This window comes from Priestia taiwanensis (assembly GCF_014638355.1).
Classification (GTDB): Bacteria; Bacillota; Bacilli; order Bacillales; family Bacillaceae_G; genus Priestia_D; species Priestia_D taiwanensis.
On sequence record NZ_BMFK01000003.1, the window covers coordinates 59,921 to 86,386 of the forward strand.

At 38.2% G+C, this 26,466-nt stretch carries 25 protein-coding genes, 2 pseudogenes and 1 riboswitch; of the genes and pseudogenes, 11 read left to right on the forward strand and 16 right to left on the reverse strand.

The annotated features are described in order from the left end of the window. Nucleotides 1–19 precede the first annotated feature (19 nt). Nucleotides 20–1,069 carry a calcium/proton exchanger gene (cax, locus tag IEV41_RS15200; protein ID WP_188389353.1) on the reverse strand — a complete coding sequence of 350 codons (1,050 nt, stop codon included), beginning with the start codon at nt 1,067–1,069 and terminating at the stop codon, nt 20–22. Nucleotides 1,070–1,293: 224 nt separating this feature from the next. Here cax and IEV41_RS15205 point away from each other — a divergent pair, with 224 nt between their 5' ends. Together IEV41_RS15205 and IEV41_RS15210 are read left to right on the forward strand one after the other, a co-directional pair. Beyond that, nucleotides 1,294–1,707 (forward strand): pyridoxamine 5'-phosphate oxidase family protein, encoded by a 414-nt coding sequence (locus tag IEV41_RS15205; RefSeq protein WP_188389354.1) that lies wholly within the window; start codon nt 1,294–1,296, stop codon nt 1,705–1,707. Between the two features lie 148 nt (nt 1,708–1,855). Further along, a complete protein-coding gene (locus IEV41_RS15210) occupies nt 1,856–2,002 on the forward strand; it encodes a BH0509 family protein (RefSeq protein ID WP_188389355.1) in 147 nt (48 codons plus the stop codon). A gap of 79 nt (nt 2,003–2,081) precedes the next feature. Here IEV41_RS15210 and IEV41_RS15215 read toward each other — a convergent pair whose 3' ends face one another. Together IEV41_RS15215 and IEV41_RS15220 are read right to left on the reverse strand one after the other, a co-directional pair. Continuing rightward, nucleotides 2,082–2,813 carry a class I SAM-dependent DNA methyltransferase gene (locus IEV41_RS15215; RefSeq protein WP_188389356.1) on the reverse strand — a complete coding sequence of 244 codons (732 nt, stop codon included), beginning with the start codon at nt 2,811–2,813 and terminating at the stop codon, nt 2,082–2,084. Nucleotides 2,814–2,888: 75 nt separating this feature from the next. Next, on the reverse strand, nt 2,889–3,824 hold the full coding sequence (locus tag IEV41_RS15220; protein WP_188389357.1) for a DMT family transporter: 936 nt from the start codon (nt 3,822–3,824) through the stop codon (nt 2,889–2,891). A gap of 300 nt (nt 3,825–4,124) precedes the next feature. Between IEV41_RS15220 and IEV41_RS15225 the strand changes: the two genes are divergently transcribed. Further along, nucleotides 4,125–6,038 (forward strand): heavy metal translocating P-type ATPase, encoded by a 1,914-nt coding sequence (locus tag IEV41_RS15225; RefSeq protein ID WP_188389358.1) that lies wholly within the window; start codon nt 4,125–4,127, stop codon nt 6,036–6,038. A 216-nt stretch (nt 6,039–6,254) separates the two neighbouring features. Here the strand turns inward: IEV41_RS15225 and IEV41_RS15230 are convergent, their stop codons facing one another. The 4 genes from IEV41_RS15230 to IEV41_RS15245 all read right to left on the reverse strand — a co-directional run bounded on the left by IEV41_RS15230 (nt 6,255) and on the right by IEV41_RS15245 (nt 9,943). Further along, a complete protein-coding gene (locus tag IEV41_RS15230; RefSeq protein ID WP_188389359.1) occupies nt 6,255–7,094 on the reverse strand; it encodes a YihY/virulence factor BrkB family protein in 840 nt (279 codons plus the stop codon). A 115-nt stretch (nt 7,095–7,209) separates the two neighbouring features. Next, nucleotides 7,210–7,701 carry a hypothetical protein gene (locus IEV41_RS15235; RefSeq protein WP_188389360.1) on the reverse strand — a complete coding sequence of 164 codons (492 nt, stop codon included), beginning with the start codon at nt 7,699–7,701 and terminating at the stop codon, nt 7,210–7,212. A 33-nt stretch (nt 7,702–7,734) separates the two neighbouring features. Continuing rightward, nucleotides 7,735–8,205 carry a low molecular weight protein-tyrosine-phosphatase gene (locus IEV41_RS15240; RefSeq protein ID WP_188389361.1) on the reverse strand — a complete coding sequence of 157 codons (471 nt, stop codon included), beginning with the start codon at nt 8,203–8,205 and terminating at the stop codon, nt 7,735–7,737. A gap of 67 nt (nt 8,206–8,272) precedes the next feature. Then, the gene (locus IEV41_RS15245; RefSeq protein WP_188389362.1) at nt 8,273–9,943 is read right to left on the reverse strand and encodes a DUF2334 domain-containing protein; all 1,671 of its coding nucleotides are present in this window, start codon (nt 9,941–9,943) and stop codon (nt 8,273–8,275) included. A 158-nt stretch (nt 9,944–10,101) separates the two neighbouring features. Between IEV41_RS15245 and IEV41_RS15250 the strand changes: the two genes are divergently transcribed. The 5 genes and pseudogenes from IEV41_RS15250 (at nt 10,102) to IEV41_RS15265 (ending at nt 14,464) form a co-directional block, all read left to right on the forward strand. Beyond that, complete coding sequence (locus IEV41_RS15250; protein WP_188389363.1) at nt 10,102–10,326, forward strand: DUF1128 domain-containing protein; 225 nt, start codon at nt 10,102–10,104, stop codon at nt 10,324–10,326. Between the two features lie 68 nt (nt 10,327–10,394). Beyond that, a riboswitch (TPP riboswitch) is annotated at nt 10,395–10,493 on the forward strand. Nucleotides 10,494–10,622: 129 nt separating this feature from the next. Further along, nucleotides 10,623–11,186, forward strand: a complete 564-nt coding sequence (thiT, locus tag IEV41_RS15255; protein ID WP_229722267.1) for an energy-coupled thiamine transporter ThiT — start codon at nt 10,623–10,625, stop codon at nt 11,184–11,186. A 359-nt stretch (nt 11,187–11,545) separates the two neighbouring features. Next, nucleotides 11,546–11,929 (forward strand): annotated as a pseudogene (locus IEV41_RS20405) (SH3 domain-containing protein); the annotation flags it as partial. 126 nt (nt 11,930–12,055) lie between these two features. Further along, nucleotides 12,056–12,370, forward strand: a pseudogene (locus IEV41_RS20410) (C40 family peptidase); the annotation flags it as partial. A gap of 237 nt (nt 12,371–12,607) precedes the next feature. Continuing rightward, on the forward strand, nt 12,608–14,464 hold the full coding sequence (locus tag IEV41_RS15265) for a DUF8508 domain-containing protein (RefSeq protein ID WP_188389366.1): 1,857 nt from the start codon (nt 12,608–12,610) through the stop codon (nt 14,462–14,464). A gap of 123 nt (nt 14,465–14,587) precedes the next feature. Here IEV41_RS15265 and IEV41_RS15270 read toward each other — a convergent pair whose 3' ends face one another. The 4 genes from IEV41_RS15270 to IEV41_RS15285 all read right to left on the reverse strand — a co-directional run bounded on the left by IEV41_RS15270 (nt 14,588) and on the right by IEV41_RS15285 (nt 17,842). Then, nucleotides 14,588–14,776 (reverse strand): hypothetical protein, encoded by a 189-nt coding sequence (locus IEV41_RS15270; protein ID WP_188389367.1) that lies wholly within the window; start codon nt 14,774–14,776, stop codon nt 14,588–14,590. Nucleotides 14,777–14,854: 78 nt separating this feature from the next. After that, nucleotides 14,855–15,823: a 2-hydroxyacid dehydrogenase gene (locus tag IEV41_RS15275; RefSeq protein WP_188389368.1), complete on the reverse strand. Its 969-nt coding sequence runs from the start codon at nt 15,821–15,823 to the stop codon at nt 14,855–14,857. 12 nt (nt 15,824–15,835) lie between these two features. Next, nucleotides 15,836–16,858 carry a DUF2804 domain-containing protein gene (locus IEV41_RS15280; protein WP_188389369.1) on the reverse strand — a complete coding sequence of 341 codons (1,023 nt, stop codon included), beginning with the start codon at nt 16,856–16,858 and terminating at the stop codon, nt 15,836–15,838. 111 nt (nt 16,859–16,969) lie between these two features. Continuing rightward, nucleotides 16,970–17,842: a YitT family protein gene (locus IEV41_RS15285; protein WP_188389370.1), complete on the reverse strand. Its 873-nt coding sequence runs from the start codon at nt 17,840–17,842 to the stop codon at nt 16,970–16,972. Between the two features lie 277 nt (nt 17,843–18,119). On the opposite strand from IEV41_RS15285, the gene IEV41_RS15290 reads away from it, so the two are divergent. Further along, nucleotides 18,120–19,205 (forward strand): nitric oxide synthase oxygenase, encoded by a 1,086-nt coding sequence (locus IEV41_RS15290; RefSeq protein WP_188389371.1) that lies wholly within the window; start codon nt 18,120–18,122, stop codon nt 19,203–19,205. A gap of 40 nt (nt 19,206–19,245) precedes the next feature. Here IEV41_RS15290 and IEV41_RS15295 read toward each other — a convergent pair whose 3' ends face one another. The 3 genes from IEV41_RS15295 to cls all read right to left on the reverse strand — a co-directional run bounded on the left by IEV41_RS15295 (nt 19,246) and on the right by cls (nt 23,087). After that, nucleotides 19,246–20,589 carry an MATE family efflux transporter gene (locus tag IEV41_RS15295; protein WP_188389372.1) on the reverse strand — a complete coding sequence of 448 codons (1,344 nt, stop codon included), beginning with the start codon at nt 20,587–20,589 and terminating at the stop codon, nt 19,246–19,248. Nucleotides 20,590–20,678: 89 nt separating this feature from the next. After that, entirely contained in the window at nt 20,679–21,494 is an 816-nt protein-coding gene (locus IEV41_RS15300; protein WP_268235146.1) for a MerR family transcriptional regulator, read from the reverse strand. Between the two features lie 60 nt (nt 21,495–21,554). Further along, the gene (cls, locus tag IEV41_RS15305; protein WP_229722268.1) at nt 21,555–23,087 is read right to left on the reverse strand and encodes a cardiolipin synthase; all 1,533 of its coding nucleotides are present in this window, start codon (nt 23,085–23,087) and stop codon (nt 21,555–21,557) included. 117 nt (nt 23,088–23,204) lie between these two features. On the opposite strand from cls, the gene IEV41_RS15310 reads away from it, so the two are divergent. Beyond that, entirely contained in the window at nt 23,205–23,822 is a 618-nt protein-coding gene (locus IEV41_RS15310; RefSeq protein ID WP_188389373.1) for an NUDIX hydrolase, read from the forward strand. Between the two features lie 65 nt (nt 23,823–23,887). Here the strand turns inward: IEV41_RS15310 and IEV41_RS15315 are convergent, their stop codons facing one another. Then, the gene (locus IEV41_RS15315; protein ID WP_188389374.1) at nt 23,888–24,529 is read right to left on the reverse strand and encodes a GTP pyrophosphokinase; all 642 of its coding nucleotides are present in this window, start codon (nt 24,527–24,529) and stop codon (nt 23,888–23,890) included. Nucleotides 24,530–24,658: 129 nt separating this feature from the next. Between IEV41_RS15315 and IEV41_RS15320 the strand changes: the two genes are divergently transcribed. Next, a complete protein-coding gene (locus tag IEV41_RS15320) occupies nt 24,659–25,048 on the forward strand; it encodes an OsmC family protein (protein ID WP_229722269.1) in 390 nt (129 codons plus the stop codon). A 178-nt stretch (nt 25,049–25,226) separates the two neighbouring features. Here IEV41_RS15320 and IEV41_RS15325 read toward each other — a convergent pair whose 3' ends face one another. After that, nucleotides 25,227–26,462 carry an esterase/lipase family protein gene (locus IEV41_RS15325; RefSeq protein WP_188389376.1) on the reverse strand — a complete coding sequence of 412 codons (1,236 nt, stop codon included), beginning with the start codon at nt 26,460–26,462 and terminating at the stop codon, nt 25,227–25,229. Between the last annotated feature and the right edge of the window lie 4 nt (nt 26,463–26,466).

Consider the following 26,466-nt stretch of genomic DNA (forward strand, 5'->3'; position numbering starts at 1 on the left):
CAAGCTGGAAAGAAAATCACTACAACAAGTAGAATCCAATTGCCATGATAAAATATGCGGCAAGCAACATACCACCTTCAAACCAGTTCGTATCGCCGTCCTCCATAATACTGTTCGTTAAGAAAACAGCCGTAATCATAGCGATTAGCTCTGGCCATGAGAAAACGAGTGGCATATGTTGATAGAATATCGAAGAAAGTAATACTAATAGTGGTGCTACAAACATTGCGATTTGGAGCGTAGAACCAACCGCAATTTCAATCGCAATATCCATTTTATTTTTGTACGCCATCATAATAGCAGATGCATGTTCTGCGGCATTTCCAACGATAGCGACAATAATAATTCCAATAAACAATTCGCTCCAGCCAAATGATGAAGCTACTGTTTCAAACGTATGTACAAGATTTTCTGATACGTACGCAACAGCAATCGTTGCAAGAGCTAAGACAAGAATAGCCTTCTGCTTCGACCATTCCGGCTTTTCATGTTCTTCTACTTCCTCGCTAGTATATACACCACGATGTGTCACTAATTTGAACAGTAATGCCGCTAAATACAGAACGATTAGAATAATGGAGATTCCAATACTAAGTGTAACCGTCTCTGCTTCTGTCATAGTCATGGCGAACACTTCTGGAATGACAAAAGCAACGACAATCGCAAAAATAAGTAAGCCTGAATTATGCCGAGCATCGTATACACTAAATTGTTGACGCTTATACTTAATACCACCAACAAATAGCGATAATCCACCTACTAGTAATAAGTTTCCAAGTACCGAACCAGTAAGTGAGGCAAGTACTACTTCAGTCAAGCCAGCCCGCAAAGCAAAAATCGAGATGATTAACTCCACCGCATTACCAAACGTCGCATTTAACAAGCCACCAATACGAGGACCTGATACAATTGCCAAGCTTTCCGTTGCACGCCCCATGAAACTAGCTAGTGCAATAATCGTCAAGCAGTATATACCAAACATCATCACTTGTGGCCAGTGCAATACACTTCCTGCAATCGATAATGGAATGCCTACAATTGTCATAGCGCAGAAAATTTTATTCATCATTGAAACCCTTCCCCTTTCATGCATATTTCCTCCTCAGTATTACCAATACTAAGGAACGATATAAAATGAAACTGCAATCAGCAGCAGGCTTTGTTCTCACTGGTTGTTCGTTAGGCATTTACGTCCTGTTAATCTTCCACCTTAACTCCTTCGCATTCTCTCACGTGTTGAGGTGGAGCTTTATATGACGTTAATGCTGGATAAAGAGAGAAAGAGGGAGAAAGATGAGCCTAGAAGAAAAAGTTCAAACGATTCTCGAAAACCATCGTATCGGGATCTTATCCACAATTCGAGACGGAAAACCACATAGTTGCTTTATGATTTTTCAACATGACGGATATACGTTATATATAGGAGCAAATGAAGAAACACAAAAAATTGGCGATATCCGGAACAATGAACATGTACATGTCCTACTAGGGTACGAAGGAAAAGGATGGAACGATAACTTCCTAGAAATAGAGGCAACCGCTACTCTTGTAGAAGACGAAAATCAGAAACAGAAATATTGGTCGGAAGAATTAACAAAATGGGTACAAGACCCGTCCGATCCAAACTATATCCTCGTCAAAATTACACCAAGTACGATTGCCTACATTGAAAACGCAGGAAGCGAACCAGAAGTACTTACATTATGAAAAGAAGCTCATCGATACATCGATGAGCTTCTTTCTTAAAAAATTTTTCCTTTTTTCGAAAAAATAGTTGGCACTCTCAGAATTTTCTGTTATATAATAGATAATAAGTAAATAAACTGTATTAAAACAGAAAAGGGAGAGATGAAAAATGATAAGAGAAGAAAGAAGAAACATGATTGATTTTATTGCGAAGATTGGAGACTTCCACAAACAAGAGCTGTTATATATGACAGATGCAGAAGTGGAACATATTTATAACCGCACATATTACTTGTTCCAAGAAGCAGTAGAGTAGACCTTCTTACGCCATACTTACCCCCTTATCAGACAAATAGAGAACCCTCACAGATTGCAGCCTGTGAGGGTTTACGCATTTATTTACGACACCGGAATACTACCATTAACGGAATACGCATTCTTCTGTTATACTCCTCGATATCTTCAAACCATTCTTTCTGTGGCATCGGTTCACGAAGTTGTTCAATCGTGAAACCACATTCTTGTAGTAGACTGAAGTAATTTTCCATCGTCCGATGGTATTTAACCACTTCCTGCTCCATCCATACCTCTACTCGTTTTCCACTCCAGAAGTAATCATCCACGATCCAATCTTGCCTTCTTCCTGATTGTTCATAGCTTTTGAACGAAGATGTAATAATCGGATGCATCACACTAAAAACGAATGAACCACCATCAACTAACGTATGATGTATCTTTTCAAACACTTTCCGTAAGTCTTCGATATAATGCAGTGCCATACGAGAAACAACGATATCATACGATTCACTCGGAAACAGATAATCTTCGATACTCGATAAGTGAACTGTTCCTAGATAATCCTGTAGCACATGACAAGCTTTCTCGACCATCTTATGTGAACCTTCTACACCAACATATGACGTGCAACCATCAGCCAGCAACTGTTTGCCAAACATCGCATCACCGCAACCTAAGTCTACTATACGCTTTCCTGTTATATCGCCAAGTAATTCTATGAATACAGGTTCTTCCATACAAGCATTTGGACTTTCCTTACGGTGCCTTCGTTTCATATACCGTTCAAAAAACACATCGTTATTGTACACATCTGATCCTTCATATCCCATCTTCCTTCTCTCCCTTCTTTTTACATCTTTCCAAGGTTAGCACACTAGTCTTCTCTATACAAAAAAGACAACTCGTCACGAGTTGTCTTTTTGCACAGATGGTCGTGCACGGTTTACAATAATAATTCCTGCCGTCACAAGTGCTAAACCAATTAACACAAACATATGAAGCGATTCATTTAAAATCATACTTGATAAAAACACGCCAAACACTGGAATTAAGAATAAATACATCGATACATTCCCTACTTTGTTATACTTCATTACGTTATTCCATAGAACGAATCCAGCTGCTGATAGGAACGATAAGTATACAAGCATCGCAATCGTTGTGCTAGTAAATGTGAACGGGAACATGCCCGCTGAAAAGCTACCGATGATGAATAACCCGAGCGAACCGAACAACATTTGATACGCTGTTAAATAGCCAATCTCCATCTTCATGCTTGCGTTACGAGCTAATATATTTCCATATGCAGATACGAACATCGCTGCAATTAACAACCATTCGCCAATTCCAAAGTCAATCTGCAAGACACCCTTTGTCATATTCACCACAATGACACCAGAAAAACCAATAATAATACCAATCCCTTTACGTAAAGAGAACGAATCGTCTTTGTACATGAAATGTGCAAGTAACAATTGGAAGAATGATGTTGTACCCGCGATAATCGAACCTTGAATACCTGTTGAATAACTCATACCAATATAGAATAAGACGTATTGAAGAAATGTTTGGAAGGTCGCCAACGATAGCAGTGTTGGAATCGTTTCTTTCCGGCATGTCATCTTTTGTCCTAAAAGGCGGAAGAAAATAAAAATCATACATGCAGATAAGAAGAAACGATATCCTGCGAATACAAGCTGTTCTCCAATCTCATGTGATTCAATCTGTAACTGCTCATAACTTAATTTAATGAAGGGAAATGCACTTCCCCATAAAAATGTCGCAACAATTGCAGCTGCTAAAATACCAAATGGATGTGTAAAAAATCGTCTTGCTGTCATACGAACTCCTCTCACTTTATGTCGATTCAAAATGCTTCTATCTTTTCCCCTTAGTGTGCTAAAATAGAAACACATAAATGAGTAGTGCGTTCATTCGCATCTACCCAACTATTAATTTCATATGAAACCGAACATGTTTTTGCTGCTATCCAATTGGATGGCAGCTTTCGTCGTTTTATAGGGGTAGTGAATTTGATTATTCTTCTCAAATGGAAATACCCAACTCTCATCGTAGCACGTTCTTTTTCACGTGACAAACAAACATTTTTCTATACACCAAAATAAAAAGGAGGCATTATCATGCAAACGGAAACAAACGTATTACATGCAACACAAAAGGAATCTTTCCTCAAACGAATCTCTCCACACACAGAACTTATTTGTGCGATTATATGCGGTATTCTTATTCTCATCGGCTGGATCATATCAAAAAGTGGGAACGAAACAGCTTCAATCGCATGCTATATTCTAGCATTTCTTATCGGCGGATACGCAAAAGCAAAAGAAGGAATTGAAGACACAATCGAAGAGAAATCGCTAAATGTGGAAATGCTCATGATCTTCGCTGCAATCGGTTCAAGTATTATCGGGTTCTGGGCAGAAGGAGCCATTCTTATTTTCATCTTCGCGCTAAGTGGCGCTCTTGAAACATATACAATGAACAAAAGTAACAAAGAAATTTCGTCGTTACTTGACCTGCAACCACAAGAAGCAACACGCATTACAGATGGAATAGAAACAAAGGTATCCATTAATGAACTAGTTATTGGTGACCTTATCTTCATCAAGCCTGGTGAGCGTATTCCTGCTGACGGAAAAATCATACGCGGAGAAACCTCCATTGATGAGTCAGCTATTACAGGTGAATCCATCCCAACGACAAAAAGCATCGATGACGAAATCTTTGCAGGAACAGTAAATATTCGAGGCTCTATTACAGTAGAAATCACGAAGCATAGTAGCGAAACACTCTTCCAAAAGATTATTAAACTCGTCCAAACAGCACAAAGTGAGAAATCACCTTCTCAACTTTTCATCGAAAAGTTCGAAGGTACGTATGTAAAGGTCGTCTTGCTCGTTGTAGGATTAATGATGTTCTTACCTCACTTCCTCTTCGGATGGACGTGGACCGAAACATTTTACCGTGCGATGATTCTTCTTGTTGTCGCATCACCATGTGCTCTTGTCGCTGCAATTACACCAGCGACATTATCTGCTATCTCAAACGGAGCGAGAAAAGGAATTCTTGTAAAAGGTGGTGTTCACCTAGAAAACTTAGCATCACTAAAGGCAATTGCCTTCGATAAAACAGGAACGTTAACAAGAGGAAAGCCAGTCGTAACAGATGTACATATTCGTGAAGGTACTAATATCGAAGAAGTATTACAGCTAACCGCATCGATTGAAAAACACTCGACACATCCACTGGCGGATGCGCTTGTGAAATACGTAAGACACCAGCAAGACTTACCACTTCTATCACTAGAGAGCGTAGAAGATGTGTCTGGTTTCGGTGTCAAAAGCGTCGTAAACGGCCAACTATACAAACTAGGAAAAGCTGATTTCGTAGGAAAAGAAGAAGCTAGCTCATTCCGAGATGGTGTATCTTCAGCCTTACAGAACGAAGGAAAAACACTTGTGTATGTAAAAGATGAAAAAGGAATCCTCGCTCTTTTCGCCTTAAAAGACATCCTCCGTGATGAAACAGCTGCCGCAATGAAACGTTTAAATGATCTTGGTATCAAAACAATCATGATTACAGGTGATAGCGAGGAAACAGCGAAAGTTATTGCCGCAGATAGTAACATCGACGAATACTACGCTTCTTGCTTACCAGAAGCAAAAGTAGAAATCGTGAAATCATTGAAAGAGAAATATGGCAATATTGCAATGGTCGGTGATGGCATCAATGATGCTCCAGCTCTCGCAACAGCACATGTAGGAATTGCAATGGGCGAAGGAACAGACGTCGCACTTGAAACAGCAGACGTTGTCTTAATGAAAAACGAATTGTCTCGCTTAGCAGAAGTTATTTCTCTATCTAAACGAATGAACAACATCATTAAACAAAACATCATCTTCTCTCTAACAGTAATTGCACTATTGATTTGTTCAAACTTCTTACAGTTCCTTCACTTACCACTTGGTGTTATAGGCCATGAAGGAAGTACAATTCTCGTTATTCTAAATGGACTACGATTGTTGAAGTCATAGATAATTCCCAACAAAAAAAATCCAAAAGCATCAATGCTTTTGGATTTTTTTCATTAATGGTAACCGTTCGATCCGTTTGCTGATCCGCTTGTCTTATGCTTTGGATGCGAACTGCTTTTCTTTTTATTATTTGACTTATTGTTATGGTTTGCTTTGTTATTACTCATGCTTGTTCCCTCCATTTCTTGAAGTAACAATACTAGTATGAGCCACCATCTATATTTTATTCTCTTCGCGCCTTACCTTTAACTGGGCGTTAATGATACCGCCTAATACTAAAATAATGCCAGATATGTAGAACCACGTCATTAAGACGATAATACCACCGATACTGCCATACGTAGCAGTATATTTGCCGAAATGATCGACGTAAAAAGCAAATCCGTATGATGCAACAATCCATCCTATTGTTGCAAATAAAGAGCCTATAAGGACATCTTTTACTTTCAACGGAGTATTTGGCATTTCAAAATAAAGAAATGTGAAAATAATAAAGATTACACCGAAACTAAGCGCTATTCGTATAATGCTCCAAACTCCCATAAAATCATATGGGATATGTAAAAAAGTAAAAACAAACTCTGCGATCCGCTTACCAAACACCGGGATTAATAAGGAGAATACGATGACAAATACGAAGGAAATCGTTAATAGAAGAGAAATCGCAACTACTTTCCAATATGGGCGAGTTTCTTTTACCCCATATGCTTTGTTCAACGAGCGCATAAGCGCATCGCTTGCACGTGATGCCACCCAAATCGTTGCAATTAAACCTACAGATAATAGTCCGCCATTTTTTCCAGCTATTAATTGTTCTACATTTGTTTCAATGAGATACATTGCATCAGCTGGCACGTAGTTACGCACAAAATTAAAAATATCATGCCTATCAATTGGTAGAAATGCAATAATTTGCAGCAAGAATACTAAAAACGGAAATAACGACAAAAGGAAAAAATATGCAAGTTCCGCACCTATACTCGATACTCCTTCTTCTTTATAGCGCACATATACAGATTTGCCAAACTGTATAAATGGACTATCCAACCTTATCATGACTAATCACTCCTCGTTGTCGTTCATTCATTTGTACTTAGAAATAGAAATATCTCCACCTTATCATGCAACAAATAAAGTGGAGATATACGATATGATTTATACAGCTTCCAGCTTACTTCGCAACTTTTTCATTTGGTTGCGTAGCTTCTTCCTTTTCGAGTTCGCTGATTGCTTCCTCGTTTCCCGGCTGTACTTCTTCAGATGAGATAGCTTGTACCTCCTCTACTAGTGGTACTTCTACTACTTCTTCTATCTGTTCTACTGTACTTTCACCTACTGGAAGCGAGATCATCTCTTCTTTTCGTTGTCTCGCTTTACGAGGGCTTAGCGAACGAATAACATGTGGTTTGATATCATCTAACTTGCGCTTTACAACCGAGATGTCTTTTGACATTTCACCAATTGATTTTTGCACATGCGATACTTGCTCTTTCACTTTTAGCGTTAGCTCTGCTGTATTACCTTTTAATTCTAATACTTTATGCTTTGCTTTTCGTGATTGTTTCTTTACCGCAACACGGTTATTTTTGTTCAACATTGAAGCAGCTAGTCCAACTCCAATTCCAAGTAAGAATGCTTTCATCCCATTATTGTTCTTCGTCATACTACCCTCTCCTTTAATACGTATTTTACAATATTATACCAGCTTGTCCTTTTTAATAGAAGATAGTAGGTACTTACAACCGTTCGTGATTAACTCGTATGTTTCGTCAAAATCCCCTGTAAAATACGGATCAGGAACGTTTTCCCACTCACTATTTGGCACAAAATCAGATAATCTGCCGACATATGTCCCTTCGCCAGCTGCACCAAATCCAGCTAAGTCTGATACATTCTTCGCGTCCATTGCAATGATGTAATCAAATGAAGAAAAATCACCGTTATGTACTTGGCGAGCTTGCAACCCCTCGAATGAAATGTTCTTTTCTGTTAATAGATTACGTGTACCCTCATGCGGTGGATGACCGATATGCCAGTCACCTGTACCAGCCGAATCAACCATCACTTTTCCTTCTAATCCTTCTTTTTGTAGCATATCGCGAAATACCACTTCTGCCATTGGAGAGCGACAAATGTTTCCTAAACAAACAAATAATACTCGAATCATTCGTTTCCTTCCCTTCTTTTATGTATTCCCATTTAGTATATACGGTTTCTGGCTTGTCGCCTATTGCTTACCTATTATCTTTCTTTGTTCTATTTCGGTAGTACGTCATACCAAAGCCTATCGCCACTCCTCCTACTAGCACAAATGGGAAATACATACGATGAAGATACACCCACCTACGAATAGTTGTTGCTTTCTCATCAACATGGATATCGGAAGTCTTACCATCCGTTGAAATATGAATGTTCGGTACCTCTACACTATTCTCAACTGTTCGCAAATCGAACCACTCTGTATTCGGAATTGTTTCTAATTTCTCTACTAACTTCTGTAACGTATCTACACCTAAATATGGATGATAGAAGCCACCAATCATCCCATTACTTAATTTCGTCACTACTTTCGCTTGTTCGTACATTTTATCAATATCTTCTACATTCCCACCCTCTACAAATCCAACTGTTTCCGGTATAAATTTCATACCATGTAGGAATGTAGGAGAAGTCTTATATGCAGTCTTATACATCGTCCCCCATGTCTTATCACTCATTTGAAGTTGGCCAACATATGTAGAAAAATAACGAGATACAATCTCATAACCAGCCTGAGACATCGTATAATGTGGTGCCTCGAACGCTAATGGGTACAAGTCATGCGACACGAGTTCCGTCACACCATTAACAACCTTCTCTTTTGTATACTTCTCTTCAAACTTCTTCGCTTCTACTAAATAGGCCTTATACTCTTCTTCTGTCGCAAAATCATCTCGCTTTCGGTGAACATCATCTTTATCTTGGTAAATAGGACTATCATTATCAACATCCCAGAATTCAAAACCTTCTCCCGTTTCTTGTTGGCGATATTGATGATTGTAGCCATGGAGGACGATACTCCCCCCGTTTTTTTGCATATATTGCAGAACATCTCGAACTTCTTTCGCATCAGAAAAATGAAGTGTCTTTTGTGTTTCTGGATTCGTATATACAGGTATCACAACGACCATATACGGAATATTATGCTCTTTCAAAAAGACAGCAATCTCTTTTAATAACTCTGGATCAGAAGCAGGATGTATATCTTCTAAGCGCAAATACATTTTTGTTTTTTCTTTTAAAGGTTCCTGTCCAAAAAAGGAGAACATCGCTTCACCAAGAAGTTTACCAACCGGATCAAAAAGGGATGGTGTTGCTGCATACATACGATTCTCTTGTTGAATAAGTAACGGATACTCCTCTTGCTTCCCTTTTCCGTTTATCAACGTTTTCGTCTCTTGAGAAGGCTTAGCATCCAAAATCAACATACCATCTCCCTCTACTTCATACACTCCTGCCTCAGACATGGACAAGGTATTCACAACACCCTCTCCCTCTATCTGTACAAATGGGAAACTATGTGTCACTTGTTCAACATTATGCCCAATCCATAAAACTGGCCCAGAAAATGTATCAATAAAGTCTCGAGCGACAGACGCTACTTGCTTCTGTTTCTCTCCGAAATAAATAACGTGCGTATACTGTTCCTTCATTACTTCTTCTGTTACTTCTATATCACCTTTAATCGTTACGTTTGTCGTAAAATGTCCAACAAGCATATCTAAAATACGGACTTGTGCATCTATTTCATTTGTCTCGTTGGAATAAATAAGTAACACCTTCCGAGGTGCTTCTTGTGCATGTGTACTTGCTACTGATGGAATACATAATAAACAAATGATGAAACTAATTAGTCCTTTTCTCATTTTCTCTTCCTCTCTTTGCGCTAATACCTATCCATTATACTCCTATTTTTGTTAAAAAATAATAAATTTTACTAATAGGAAGAAAGAGATTCTTCCTACATTCGTAGTGAAATCGTGCTACAATAAGGAAAAATAACGTAACTTACGGAGGTTCTACAATGAATTTAACAGAGAGAACAACAGATAATATTGAATATATGATTACAGCAATTAAAGATAAATTACGCATGGTTAACGTTGGCGCAATGCGTTCAGAAAACTTCAACGTAGCAGCGTACGAAGACTTAAAAGATATTTATGACTTAGTAATGAAGAAAGAAACATTCAGCATTAGTGAAATGGAAGCAATCGTTTCTGAATTAGGAACACTTGTAAAAAAATAAGACAAGACAAAAAGATTGAAATTTCACTTCAAACGAATTACAATAAGACACGTAAAAACGAACTATATAACTTCCACAAGGGGAGCCAATTGGCTGAGAGTGAACATTGTTCTGACCCTTCGAACCTGTTAGTTAATGCTAGCGTAGGAATGTGGCTTTTTGATGATAACGAAGACAATAATGGATTCATCTAGCCAATCCACTATTGTCTTTTTTTGTGTCCATTTTTCTCCATTGATGGTTGCATGTATAGCATCGGTATTTACACACAATCTAACTTCTAGGAGATGAAACAAATGCAAAATCAAAAAATACGCTTTATGATTGAAACAGCTATGTGTGCGGCTTTAGCTCTTATTTTGGATCAACTTTCTTTCTCGTTGCCACAAGGTGGATCTGTTTCATTATCTATGCTACCAATTTTCTTATTATCCTTCCGCTGGGGATTCAAAGGTGGACTTGTAAATGGATTCTTATTCGGCATGTTACAACTCGCACTAGCTCCTAAAATTTATTATCCAATTCAAGGCGCAATTGATTACTTTGTTGCCTTCACTGTACTAGGATTTGCCGGATTATTCGCGAACCAAGTAAAAGCAGCTCTTCAACAAGGAAAGAAAGGAATGGTTGCAACCTATATTACAATTGGTGTTTTCCTAGGAAGCCTTGGACGTTATCTTGCCCATGTTATGTCAGGAGTAGTATTCTTCGGAGAATACGCGCCACCAGGAACGCCTGCTTTAGAATATTCCCTTATCTATAATTTAACGTACATGGGACCATCATTCGCATTATGTTCTATCATTTTAATACTAGTCTTATCGAAATCACCAAGACTAACAAACACATTAACGAAATAACTAGCACTCCGAATCGTTCAATGATTCGGAGTTTTTTATATACTTAAATATACATTTCTATCCAACATAAGAAAATGATGGTCCTATTATTATGTACATATAACAAAACTTACTTATTCTTTACATCTCTGTACAAATCCCCTCTATCTAATTGTTTTTTGCTATACTCCAAGTAAGCAAACATCGAACAACAATTAAGAAAAGAGGTTTTTATTATTATGAAAAAAATTGCTATTCCAGTATTATGTACAGCAATGATTAGCTCAACATTTGTAGCAAACGATACATACGCTGCGGCCAACACTATTCAACCAGTAAGCTCTCAAGCTACTTCTTATACAATGCAAACTACTTCTGTTATGACAAAGAAGGTTTCTGTAGATACGAACTTAAACTTACGTAAAGGTCCTTCTACAAATACAGCTGTTATTAGTAAATTAAAAAACAACACAGTTGTAACAGTATTATCTGAATCAAACGGATGGTCTAACGTACGTGTGAACGGCAAAGAAGGTTATGTTAGTTCTCAATATTTAGTAAGTAATGCAACGGTGACACCACCTACTACAGTAAATAAAAACATGCAAGTGTCTGTTTCAACACGCTTAAATGTACGTACAAGCCCTTCTACATCAGCTGCAGTTGTAACGAAATTATCAAACGGTACAATTGTTAACGTGAAATCAAACACAAACGGCTGGTCTCACATTACAGTGAATGGCAAAGAAGGATACGTAAGCTCTCAATACTTACGTGAAGTATCAACTGGCGGAAACAACAACAACAACAACAATAATAACGGTGGTTCAGTAACACCATCGAACCAGAACGTTATTAACTTTGCAAAACAACAATTAGGAAAGCCATACGTATTCGGTGCATCTGGACCAAGCAGATTTGACTGCAGTGGTTTCATCTATTATGTACACAAAAACAACGGCTACAACATCTCCCGTACAAACGTAGCAGGATACTGGAGCCAAGTACAAAAGACAAGCAATCCTCAAGCAGGAGACCTAGTCTTCTTCAAGAACACATATAAGAATGGTCCTTCTCACATGGGTATCTACCTTGGTGGTGGTAAATTCATTCACGCAAGCAGCTCAAAAGGCGTAATCATTAGTGACGTGAACAGCAGCTACTACCAGAAGCACTTCTTAGGATACGGACGTTTTGCGAAATAAATATTACTAGATTACTAGTTAGAGGCAACCACGATGGTTGCCTCTTTTTTATAACAACCTAGTAAATTCGACATATATCTCCCATCTTTTCTCCTATTCCTTTCTTTCCTCTCCCATTCCTATGGACTAATTATACATAAATCCCAAAATAAATTTACAAAAACATATTTAATTCACATATTTTTCTGTTATATTTTAATAGTCATAATTTATTTACATATTAGGGGGATGGTTTGTTTGCGTAAATTAGTAACATCATGTATTACAGCTTTAGTAGCTTCTCAACTCGTTGTACCTTCAGTACTAGCTAAAAATGAAAACGCTTTATCCATTGTGCCAAATGAGATAGCAGCACAACAAGTTTTAGTAAAGAATACTATCTGGCAATATAAACGTTTGACGTCTGAATTTATTTCTACTTCAACTACTATTCGTATTCGTGATATTCAAGGAACACAGCACATTTCTCCTTACAATACGAAGACTGTACAACAAGTTGTTGGTATTGTAACAAAAACGGATAAAAACGGATTTTACATGCAAGACCCAACTCCAGACAATGATATCCGAACATCAGAAGGTATTTATGTCTACTCAAAGAATCATCAAGTAAAAGAAGGCACTCTCGTATCTGTTAGCGGGAAAGTAATGGAGTACGTTGGACCAGGGTATAGTGATAAAGCAGAGACAGACTTAACAAGTACACAAATCTCTGCAACTACGATTTCTGTAGCTCCAACTAATCCATTCCCAGCACCAAAACCTGTGAGAATCGGTGTGAATGGATTACCTATTCCAGAAGAATCAATTGATAGCGACGCTTTCTCTAGGTTTAATCCAGAAGTAGATGCAATTGATTTCTATGAAAGCTTAGAAGGAATGATGATTGAGTTACCACGACCGAAAGTCGTTGCGCCTCAAAAGAATGGTAACTTATATGTTCTTGTTGATAACAATAGCAAGAACATCTCGGCCCGAGGTGGTACACCACTTTTACAAAAAGATAATTTCAACCCAGAACGTCTATCACTAAAGGTTGCAAGAACATTTGTTGCAAAATCTGGTGACACATTAGATGGAAATGTCGTTGGGGTTGTCGGATATGATTATGGGAACTACCGGATTGATCCAGTTGGAACACTGCCAGCTCTTCAAGATGGTGGATTAAAGTCAACTGTTACAAAACTTGTACCACAAGAAGATCAATTAACCGTTGCGACGTATAACATTGAGAACTTCTCTGCAAATACAACATCAACGACAACTGATAAAGTAACAAAACTAGCAAAATCGATTACAACAAATTTACAAGCGCCTGACATTATCGGTATTCAAGAAATGCAGGATAATAACGGGGAAACAAATGACGGAACAACAGATGCATCGAAGAGTGCAAAACGCTTAATTGATGCAATTGCAGCAGCTGGTGGACCAACATACAAATATATAGACATCGCTCCACAAAATAACGAAGACGGTGGTGCACCTGGTGCAAATATTCGTGTGGGATTCTTATATAATCCTGCTCGTGTTCATTTAGCAGAAGCAACATCATTAAGTGCAAATCCAATCCGTATTGGAGAAGGAAATGACTTATTCATGAACACACGTAAGCCATTAGCAGCTGAGTTCACATTCAAAGGACAAAATGTTGTCGTAATAGCAAACCACTTAAATTCAAAACGTGGTGATGCAACACCATTTGGAAAGGTTCAACCGCTTGTGTTAAAGAGTGAACCTTTCCGTGTGCAATTAGCACAAGAAATCAACACATTCATGTCCAATGTTCTTGCGAAAGACAGCAACACAGCAGTAGTCGCACTTGGCGATATGAATGACTTTGAATTCTCCGCACCACTACAAGCACTAAAAGGCACAGTTATGACAAACATGATGGAAGTATTACCGAAAGAAGAGCGTTACACATATATTCATGACGGTAATGCGCAAATTTTAGACCATATTCTCGTATCAAATAACGTAGCAAGCAAAACAAAAATCGATCCAGTCCGTATCAATGCAGAATTCATGAAAGAACATGGACGATTAAGTGACCACGACCCTGTCGTAGCACAAATTAATTTCGCGAAGTAATAGGACAAGCCCCTTCTTCATGTATAAGAAGGGGCTTGATTTGTTGATAATGTCAACCCGATAGCTACATTCCCTATCTATGCAGAAAGCTCTCTCCTTCACTACAAGGAGAGAGCTTTCTGTTTACTTCGGTACTCGTTTTCGCATTTGAATGTAAGCAAGTGTTGCTAAAAGCATACCTGTTGTCCACAAGAAATCTCCCCAGTGGAATGTTCCTGTCGTAAATAAGGTTCTTAGGAAGTTTGCTAAATTAAATAAACAAGCTGTTCCACTAACCCACATAAGGATTGTTAATGTTCGTCTTGACATCATGATGATTAAATATCCTCTGCTTTCTTGAAATAGTTCGTACCACCATTATACCGCTTTCTTGTAATTTCACAAGATTCCTTACGAACGAAGCTCCTTCACGATATATGGTGGATTACCTCCTGACAACGCTTCTACTAAGTTCTTCGCTGCCACCATCGCCATCTCCTGACGTGTTTGCAAGGTTGCTGATCCGATATGTGGAACTGTTACGACATTTTTCAACTGTAACAGCGGATTGTCTTTCTCCACTGGTTCTTGGGTGAACGTATCAATACCTGCACCATAAATTTCTCCGTTCTGAAGTGCAGCAATTAACGCCGCTTCGTCCACTGTTTGTCCTCGTGATGCATTAATGAATACTGCGCTATCCTTCATCAAACGGAACTGTTCTGTACCAATTAAATGATACGTTTCATCCGTTAATGGTGTCATTAACACAACATAATCTGACTGTGTTAGCAACTCCTCTAACGAACAATACGCTGCTCCGTACTTTTCTTCTGCTTCCTTGTTACGGCTACGATTATAATAAAGGACATTCATATCAAAGCCGTATTTCACTCGTTTCGCAATGACTTCTCCAATACGCCCCATACCAATAATTCCAACTGTCTTGTGATGCATATCGATACCGAATAAGTCTTTACCGACTGCTTTGTTCCACTTACCAGCTTTTACGTATGCATCTAATTCTGCAATCCGACGAGCAACAGAAAGCATTAAGCCCACTACTAAGTCAGCAACTGTATCATCTAACACATACGGTGTATGCAAACCGATAATGCCATGTTTTCGCATCACTTCAATATCAAACGAATCATACCCCACCGAAACAGTGCTTACTGCTTGTAACTTCGGTGCCACTTGCAATAATTCCTCATCGATACTCTCGCCAAACATAAGTAAGCCATCTTTGTCTTTGAGTTTCTCCAACAATAGGTCTCGCGGAATTTCCCCTTTCTCTTCCCATCGTTCTACATCGCAATGATTACGAAGATACTCTTCTACAAATCTAGGAATTCTTTCAGATACGAATACTTTCTTCACTTTCTTCTCCCCTTACCACTTTGCCATATGATCTTCCACGCCACCTAGCATATCCTTCACCGTTACAAGCTCACCATTATCCAAACGAATCTCTCCTTGGAAATGACCAACTAATTGATAAAACTCCGACTTCACTAGCACAAGATTAGATTTTGCGACACGCTTAAAAAATGGAATAAACGTTAGGTTCAACGTATCGCTTTCTTTCGTTCTAATTGTCCACGGTTTCAGTAAATCATTCTCATCATATTCAAATAAAACATCTTCACTAATTTTCGTTACAATTCCGTCAATCATGTACGCATTCTCTGTCATACCCGTTCCATCTGTCCACTTGCCACCAACATTTAGTCCAACTACTTTGTCGCCTTGCTTGCTAGAAGCTGTTGCCCAGTTCCACGAAATCTCTCGTGGCCAATCACCTCGTCCAAAATCTAAACACGCGTAATCACGCTCTCCACTAAAATGGTACATGTCGTCACCAATCGAGAAGAAACCTTCGGCTTGAAGACACGTTTGCTTCGATGTATATTGGAATTTCTCCGCACTCCACGGAATCACAACGTTTAATGACTCCATCTCTGGTGGGCAGTAAATCGAAATTTCTGCCTTAAGTGGCTTTCCGTCAAAATCTGGGGAACTAACACGAATATCAACATAATCACCTCGTTGAATGAAAAATGCAGCGAGCTTCGAATCCATGAAACTCACGTCTTCCTCAATTCCATTTGGCATTGTACATTTAGAACCTAAGGGCATAATGACTTGTTTCTCATGGAATTTGTTTGTCTTATAATCTAAGTAATAGACGAAACAAACAGCAGCATAATCAAAGTGCGTAATTGCTGTACAGAAAAGAGCCTCCTCTCCGAACACACACCAATAATTCCACTTCTTCTTGCGGCCATGATGTCCTGTTAAATTCGGGATGATAAGTGGACTTCTCGCCCAGCCAATACTTTCTTTTGCTAATTTTCCGTTTCGATCACATAACAACATCGGCTTTTTAATTTCTTGCTCCATATATGTAGCCATTTCATTCCCTCCTTTTTCTTTTATTATATAAAACGTTATAGAACCTGTCATTTGAAAGGAATACAAAACAAAAAAGCCACTCCTTCGCTTTCAAAAGAGTGACTTACTTCTTCATTTCACCGCTTCAATTTGCGGTCTATCTTCTTCTTTATCTTCAATTGAGAAACCACGACCAAATACATCGCGTACATCATGAATAACAACGAATGCTTCGGGATCAACACTATGAATAATCTTCTTTAGCTGCATTAGCTCTTGCTTATTAATAACAATATACAATATTTCCTTCTTCTGCTTCGTATACGCACCGTATCCTTTTAACACTGTTACACCGCGCTCCATCTCTTGCGTTACCTTCTCCGCAATTAAGTCTGGTGAATGTGAAATGATATTGATAGCTTTACGTGTATCAATACCTTCAATGATAAAGTCTACGATTTTTGCACCGATATATACAGCAATTAATGTGTACATCGTTTTTTCGGCACCAATAATAAAAGCTGAACCGCCTATAACGAAGATGTCGACAATTAACATCGCCATCCCGATACTCCACCCTAAATATTTATTCATTAAGCGGGCAATAATTGCTGAACCACCAGTTGTTCCACCAGTACGGAAGACAATTCCTAATCCGACTCCGACTAGAACGCCCGAGAAAATCGCTGCTAGCAACGAATCATCTGTTAACATCCTTCCTGTATGTTCTGTAATATAGAGGAAGATTGACGAGAATATAATTCCCCAAATCGTATAGATTGTCGTTTGTCTATCTAATAATTTATAACCAATCGCAATTAGAAACGCATTAATAATTAAGTTCATAATACCCGTTGACCAACCAAAGAGGTAATATGTGATAACAGTTACACCAATAATACCGCCTTCTGATAATTCATTCGGGATTGTAAAATAACTAATTCCTAATGCAAAAATAAGGGTTCCAATGATAATAAGTGCAATGTTCTTTAGTTCCGTCTTCATCGTTCATTTCACCGTCCTATGCCTACTCTTCAAAATACATGCTACGTAACCAAACAAAAACCTACAAATTTCTCAGGAAATAATGTACGAATCCTTTCCCTCCATCATCATATCAAAAAGTTCCTTATAGTTAAATCTAAATTTTCAGTCCTTTCGATATACAAAAGGATATAACACACGTTTCTAGTATTGTTTACATCGTCTTTCTTTACTCTTTTACTACTTCTTTTGTCATTAGTGCTATAATAGTGATAACGTTCACAAAAGAGGGGATATCATGATTACAATAAGCCGACTAGTAGAGGAAGCGGAGAAATTTATTCGCGAATGTTACACAGAATTAGGATATGAAACACATATAAAAACTCGCTTACAGGAAATTACGCAGGCGATTGAAACAACCGGTACATATGAGCATACATTTGATGAACTCGTACACGGTGCACGCATGGCATGGCGCAACAATAATCGCTGCATTGGCCGATTATTTTGGGATAAATTGCACGTCCTTGATGCACGTTCTATCGACAACGAGCAAGAGATATACGAAGCACTAGTTCATCATATCGACTACGCAACAAATGACGGGAAGATTAAGCCAACTATTACTGTCTTTAAAGCACACCAGCATGAACAAAACAGCATTCGTCTTTGGAATCATCAACTTATCCGCTATGCAGGATATGAAACAGAAGATGGCATCATTGGTGATCCCCATTCCATTGCTTTTACCGCTGTATGTGAAAAGCTTGGTTGGGAAGGAAATCGAACGAACTTCGATATTCTTCCGCTTGTCTTTTCCATTGATGGGAAAGAACCAGTGCTTTATCCAATGCCAGACGGACTTGTTAAAGAAGTAATACTTGAGCATCCATCATATGATTTCTCACCTCTTCACACTCGTTGGTATGGTGTACCAATTATTTCCGACATGTGCTTAGAAATTGGTGGTATTACATATACAGCCGCTCCGTTTAATGGTTGGTATATGGGAACAGAAATCGGCGCACGTAATTTAGCGGATGATTACCGCTACAATCTATTACCGAAAGTAGCTGAATGTATGAACATCGATGCTACTCGAAATAGCTCACTTTGGAAAGATAAGGCGTTAGTAGAATTAAACGTCGCAGTACTGCACTCATTCAAAAAAGAAGGAATTAGTATCGTTGATCATCATACCGCAGCACAACAATTCCATCAGTTCGAACAAATGGAAGCAAAATGCGGACGTCACGTAACCGGTAATTGGATGTGGCTCACTCCACCTCTTTCACCAGCTACTACGCATATGTATCATCGCCCTTACGATAATACTATTCATAAACCAAACTACACATACCAGCAAGCCCCGTACGTGTAATATACAAAAAGGTTGTTCATGAAATGAACAACCTTTTTTCTTATGCCGCAGCAGCTGTTGGAACAGGTGCACGACGCTTATTCATCATATATACTACACATGCTGTACATGCTTCGGCTACCGGAAGTGCAAGCCAAATACCAGTTACACCAAATACCTTTGGTAAAATCCATAATAATGGAATTAAAAATACGAAGCTTCGGCACACGATAATCACAAGTGACTTCCGAATATTCCCTATTGCTTGGAAGTATTCCCCGTATACTAAGTTATAACCAAGGAACATGTAACTAATGAAGAACAATCCTATCCCTTGAATCGTGAAATTAATCACTTCTTCTGACTGAATTCCAAATACCGCTACTAATGCATCTGCGAAGAAAAACCCTATACATACCGCAACGATACCAAATAACAGGCCTGTTTGCACCGTTAAGCGCAAGCTGGCCTTCAGACGCTCAAACAATTTCGCACCGTAATGGAAACTTGCAATTGGTTGGAGTGCTGCTCCAACACCGAAGAAGATCATTAAAATCATCGCGTGAAGATAGTTTACAACCGCAAATGCTGTTACACCTATTTCCCCAACAACGCGCATAAAGACAATGTTATAGCCCATCGTAATAATTGCTGCTGAACTTTCCACAATAAAACTCGGGAAGCCCATATTCAAAATATCGCGAAGTGTACGCCATTCAAAGCGAATACGTACAAAGCGAAGCGTACTACTTTTGCGAAGGAAGTGTGTTAATAATACGAGGAAACCAATCCCCGCCGATAATACGGTTGCTAATGCAGCTCCTCTAACTCCTAATTCCAAAATGAAAATAAAGATATAGTTCAAGATAATATTTAACACCGATGTCGTCACAAGCCCCATCATCGCTAAACGAGGGTTTCCGTCATTTCGAATGAAGATACTTAACATATTTTCTAACACGTACACAATACCAAATACCAAAATAACATGTAAATAATCTAATACATATGGAAGAATTGTTTCATTTGCACCGAATAAATACGCTAGCTTCTCTTCATTCCATACAGAAATCGTCGCAATCGTTGCGACAATCGCAATTGCGAAGACGAACGCCTGCGTGAAAATCGTTTGTGCTTTTCGTATATCATTCTGCCCTAATGCAATGGAATAAAGTGTTCCACCACCAACACCAAACCATAATGAAATAGAAAAGAACATCGCGAATACTGGTACGGCAATATTAATACCAGCTAATCCTTCCGGTCCTACACCATGACTAACAAAAATGCCGTCTACAATAATATTGACTGACATTAACAACATGCCGAGAACAGAAGGAATTAAATACGAAAGAAACAACTTTTTCACCGGCGTTTCTCGTAGTTTGATTGTTGCCTCTGTCATGTATATCCCACCTTTTTACTTAAGTTACCTTTCCACGTTTCTAAGTGTAAACCTTCAAGTAACTTTAAGGTCAAGATTTTTCATAAAAATTATTTTTTCTTGCTTACTGGTACTTGAATTTCTGTAACATACTCTTCTTCTCGTGGTGTTAATGCATAATCAATAATACCGACCTCGATTGTATCGCCTACAATCTCATATCCTTGCCGTTCAATTTCCTCATGCAAGCTTCCATATGTATGTATACTCGTTTCATATGATCCGTAATGGTACATACAAGCAAACATCCCTTCATCAATATGCGAATAACTATCTACTTCTGTGTATTGTGGATCAAGTAAAATAAATAAACGATTGTATTGTTGATAATTCTGTTGAAGAATCGCTTCTTTTGGAATAGATACTCCGATATCCCCTGCGAATAGTGGATGTACTTCTTTTTGTAACTCATTCAAATGAAATTCAAATAGTTCATCTGGTATATCCCCATCAATCGCAACAGCACGAATGGGACGTGCTTGTAGCACTTTAATCGTCATTGCAGAAGAAGGTTGTTGTATTCCTTCATGGATAGCACCAATTTTGTGCTGCATCATCGACATCATATATTCAATCTCTCGCTGCTTATTCATAAGTAATTCCATTTGATTCTCTAATAAATCTAATGCTAGAGCTGGTGTACGATTCTCTACAAATAATTTTATATCTTTCAGTGGAATCTTCATTTCACGTAAGAACTTAATAATACTTAACATCGAAAATTGACCAATCGTATAATAACGATAGTTCGTCTGCGGATCAACGAACTTCGGCTGGAATATTCCCTTTTCATCATAATAACGTAGTGTCGATTCCCGTATTTGGTGTAATTTTGCCATTTCTCCAATGGTAAATTTCTCTTTCACTCTTCTTCCTCCCTACTTCCGAAAGAAAAGGCAAAAGCGAAACTTTCACCTTTGCCTTTTTTATAAAATCGGCGAAATTAAACGACAAACTGATTCGAATAATCGCTTATAGAGCGCTCTTTCTCCAAACGTTTCTTCTTCTAATTTCGTTGATACGTGGAAGTCTTCTTCAAATTGTTCCTTCATATGTTGCACGGTTGCTGATTCATATAAGAATACCATTACTTCATGATTTAATGCGAAACTACGAATATCCATATTCGCCGTTCCAATAACTGCAATTTCATCATCAATCAATACCATCTTCGCATGCATGAAGTTTTCCCTGTATGTATAAATTTCCACTCCTGCTTCTAATAGAGGCATGAAATATGATTGCGATGCATAATCACTCACTTTACTATCACCACGACCTGGATATAATAAACGTACGTCTACTCCAGCTTTCGCCGCTAGTCGCAATGTCGTAAAAATTTCTTGATCTGGGATAAAATACGGTGTTGCAATCCAAATCGATTTCTTTGCATTCGCAATTGCCACTAACAACGTATTGCGAATATGTTGATCCTCATCATATGGACCACTCGACACGATTTGAACAGCCTCTTCCGTCTGGGCATCTTTCATTAGTGGGAAGAAAATATGTCGATTATCAACCTCTAAAATTTCTCCTTTTAAATGAGGGGCTACTTTGTTTGCGGCATACAACCAGTCTTTCAAGAAAATATATTGTAACTTGTATACTGCTTCTCCCTCCAATCGTAGGTGACTATCACGCCAGAAGCCAAATTCTTTGGAACGTCCTAAATATTCATCTCCGACATTTAGTCCACCAGTAAATCCAACTTTCCCATCAATAATAACGATTTTTCGATGATTACGATAATTTACTGTTCGAATAAGCCACGGTGAAATAATTGGATCAAACGCACATACTTCAATCCCTTCCTGTTCCATTTCTTCAATGAAGCGATTCTTCAGTCCATTACTACCAAAACCATCATATAAGAAACGAACCGTTACACCTTCTCTTGCTTTCTCCATTAATGCCTCTTGAAGTTGTTTACCAATTTCATCACTACGATAAATATAATATTGGATATGAATATGGTGCTTCGCCTCTTTAATTGCATCTAAAATGGAAGAAAATGTTTCTTCTCCATTCGTTAATAACGACGTATTTGTTTGGAAGAATAACGTTCCTCCTCCTACTTTTTCAATAGAGAGAGAGAGATCTTGCAGATTGGGATTCGCAATAATATTTTGTTTATACCGCTCTGCTAATAAATCTTTAATATGTAATAACTTTTCTTGCTCTGAGAACGTCGAGATTTTCTTCTTTCTTCTTACGTCTCGGCCAAACAAGGCGTAGATCATTACGCCGATACCAGGGATAAATACAAGGACCAATAACCAAGCAAGCGTACTTTGTGGGGAACGATTTTCCATGAAAATAACAAAGCAAATCCCCGCAATAATAAGCGTCGATACCCCAACATAAATGTATGAGAAAAATCCAAACTCACGGAACAAGTAAACAATTCCAATAACAAGTATAATCCCTACAATAAAGTGAAATAGACGATTCTTCACAACTTAACCTCCATCATCTATGTAATAACATTTATCTATTCTACTGCTTTGTTTACTTTATCATATCTTCGTATTTATAGGCAAAGTAGATTACAATATAGAAAAGGAGTGAGTGGGATGAGTGATAAATGGTTACGATGGGCACAAGAAATACAAGCATTAGCTCAATCTGGACTAGCTTTTTCAAAGGATATGTATGATAGAGAGCGATACGAACGATTACGCCTACTCAGTGCTGAGATTATGGCTGAGTATACACATACACCAATGGAAAAAATAGAAGAACTATTCATGGGCGAGACAGGCTATCCAACACCGAAAGTAGACGTTCGTGCAGTAATCTTCCAAGAAGATAAAATCTTACTCGTAAAAGAAAAAATGGATAATCGTTGGTCGTTACCTGGAGGATTTTGCGATATTGGTTTATCGCCAGCTGAAAATATTGTGAAAGAAGTACAAGAAGAAGCAGGTTATCTCACCGTGGCAACACGACTTCTTGCTGTATTAGATATGCAAAAGCATCCCCATCCTCCGCAAGCATATCATTACTATAAACTTTTCTTCGCATGTGACATTATTAGCGGTGAAGCAAGAGAAGGACTTGAAACAAAGGACGTTGCTTTCTTCAAGAAAGACGAACTACCCTCACTATCAATAGCTAGAAACACGGATTCCCAACTTCGTATGTTATTTGCATTTTTAGATGAACCAACGAAGGGAACAATATACGACTAAACAAAGCGAAACAATATACAAAAAGAGCACCACATACGTCGACTTATGCGGTGCTCCATTTATTATTATAACGGCAACATAATTTGGTCCGTTGTTGTTCGAATTACTTCTACTTCATCACGGATATTTTTCATCTTTTCATCTAATGCTGTAATAGATTCTGCCGCTTCTTTTAGTTCTTGTGTTAAATATTCTGGTACTTGGCGGTCATATTTGTAGTAAATTTTGTGCTCCAAGCTAGCCCAGAAATCCATTGCTAATGTGCGTAATTGTACTTCCACATACACTGGTTGAATACTCGTGTATAAGTGTAGGTTTACCTTTACAATAACGTGTAGACTTTGGTATCCATTTGGCTTCGGATTCTTAATATAATCCTTCGTCTCGACGATTTCAATATCAGCACGCTTTTGAATATGTTCATATAATTTGTAAATATCACTAACAAATGAACACGTAATACGTATTCCTGCGATATCGCGTAAGTTCGCCTCTGCACTACCTACTGTTACCAGAAGACCTTTTCGCTGCAATTTATCAATAATACTCTCAGGTGTCTTAATTCTTCGTTTAATATGTTCAATTGGATTCTCTTCTCCAAGAAGTTTTCCTTCTTCAGCTGTTATATTTATCTTCGTTTCTAAATCATCTAATGCTAATTTATGAAGTAATAACAAGTTTTTCCATTCGTTAAAATCAATTCCCATATAGGATTCTCCTCTTTTCTTTCATACTTGTATCATACAAAGAGAATGTGTCTTCTATGTGACAACGAAACGTTTTTTCTGAATATACATGCTATACTACTAGTAAAACGAGACGGAGATGATAGTGAAGTGAAGTATGTATTGGAACACGGCATATTATCAGCAACATATTCTAACAAATCCTTACCTATATCAAAAGATTCAACAAAAGGCTATACACCACTCGATTTACTCGTTTCTTCTATTGTCGGATGCAGCCAAATTGTCTTTACACAAATCTTAGAGAAGAAACGCATTTCCTATGATAGCTTAACAATTGATGTACAAATAGAACGAGCAGAGGCTGGCGCAAAACAGCTAAAGAAAGTACATATCCATTACACATTAACAGGTGTAACCGCAACACAAGAAGCAATTGAAAAAGCACTCCACTTAGTACCGAAACATTGTACGATTGCGCAGTCGGTGAAAGGTAGTATTGAGATTGAAGAAACTTGTTCTATTGTAAACGAAAGCTAGCGATATATATTTTATCGCTAGCTTTCGTTTACTTCGTTAAAATACTTCACACCAATTTTCCCCACATACTCTTTCACAGTTGCTTCTTTCTGAAATAAGAACGAATTGAATAGAAAACACCATTCCCCTAATTTTTTAAAAGAAGAATGGTCATTTTCCGTCGTTCCAAAATATTCTTCTATCCTCTAGGTAACTCGTACAATTTCTTCGCAATCGTATGATAGAATCCATAAATATCACTAAATCCAAATGTATCTGATGGATTCATTCCAACGAAATCTAAGTGATCCCAGCGTTCTTGTGTCGGGAAGTAATTCCACTCACCCGCTTCAACTTGTCCATCGTAAGGCTCTTGCTTATGGCCGAACGGATATTGTGAGGATACAACACTTACAACTCCATCGTTCTCCCACCAACGATGATCAAGTGCTCCTGCATTATAACTTCCGATATATGTACCAGAAACATATAATAACGGATTCATAGATGGTAAGGGTAGAAACGTTCCCGATACAGGTACTCGGTACGTCGCATCTCCGGTATACGAGAAATGATACACATCTGGATGTGTGCTTACCCATCTATTTAATTCATCTGCACCGTACGTCGTTAGATCATACAAACTTATATCTTTGCTTTCCCAAATTGGACTCGCTAATAAGCGATCCATATATTCCTTAAAGTTCTCACCTTCTCGTTGCTCAATTCCCCAATGATCTAATTTAAAATCATATACTGGATTCTTTACATTAGCATTTGATGCTGCACTTGCTGTATGAAGAAGAAAGTTCTTAATAAATGTAAGCGATTGGTCCGCATTATTTGCAAACGTCGAACCGTTATGTGGTGTTGCTAAACTCGTAATACTATGAACATAGTCTTTGCCACCTTCAAACAACGGAGAAATCTTTTCATTTGGATGTTGCTTTGCATATGCTCGTTCCTTTTCACTACCATTCTTCAATAACTCGGTTAATGCTCGAGATGTCTGTCCCCCCATACTGTGCCCGATAAAGTGAAGTTTATTTTGTTCATTCCACTCTGGATAAATACCTTCATATGTAGCGCCGTATCGATCATGTCCATGCTCTTTCGCATGAGCCGCTCCGTAATCAACAGTGCCGCCTTTTATATAATAATATAACTCTATCGCGCGGTCCCAGTTACTAGATACTGGACCAACCGTTGCTGTAAATGTTTGATATCCTCTTTTATTTAAATCGCGTTCAATATCAAGAAATCCTCCCCAATATTTATACCCTAACATCTCATCTTTCCCCCAACCACCTAGACCATGTACAAGTACAATTGGATAATCATTTTGCTTACCGTTTGCGTATACCTTCACCTTCTCAAGCAACATAAACTGAATACATAAAAAGAAAAATGCGAACCCTCCAACTAGCTTCTTCACTCTC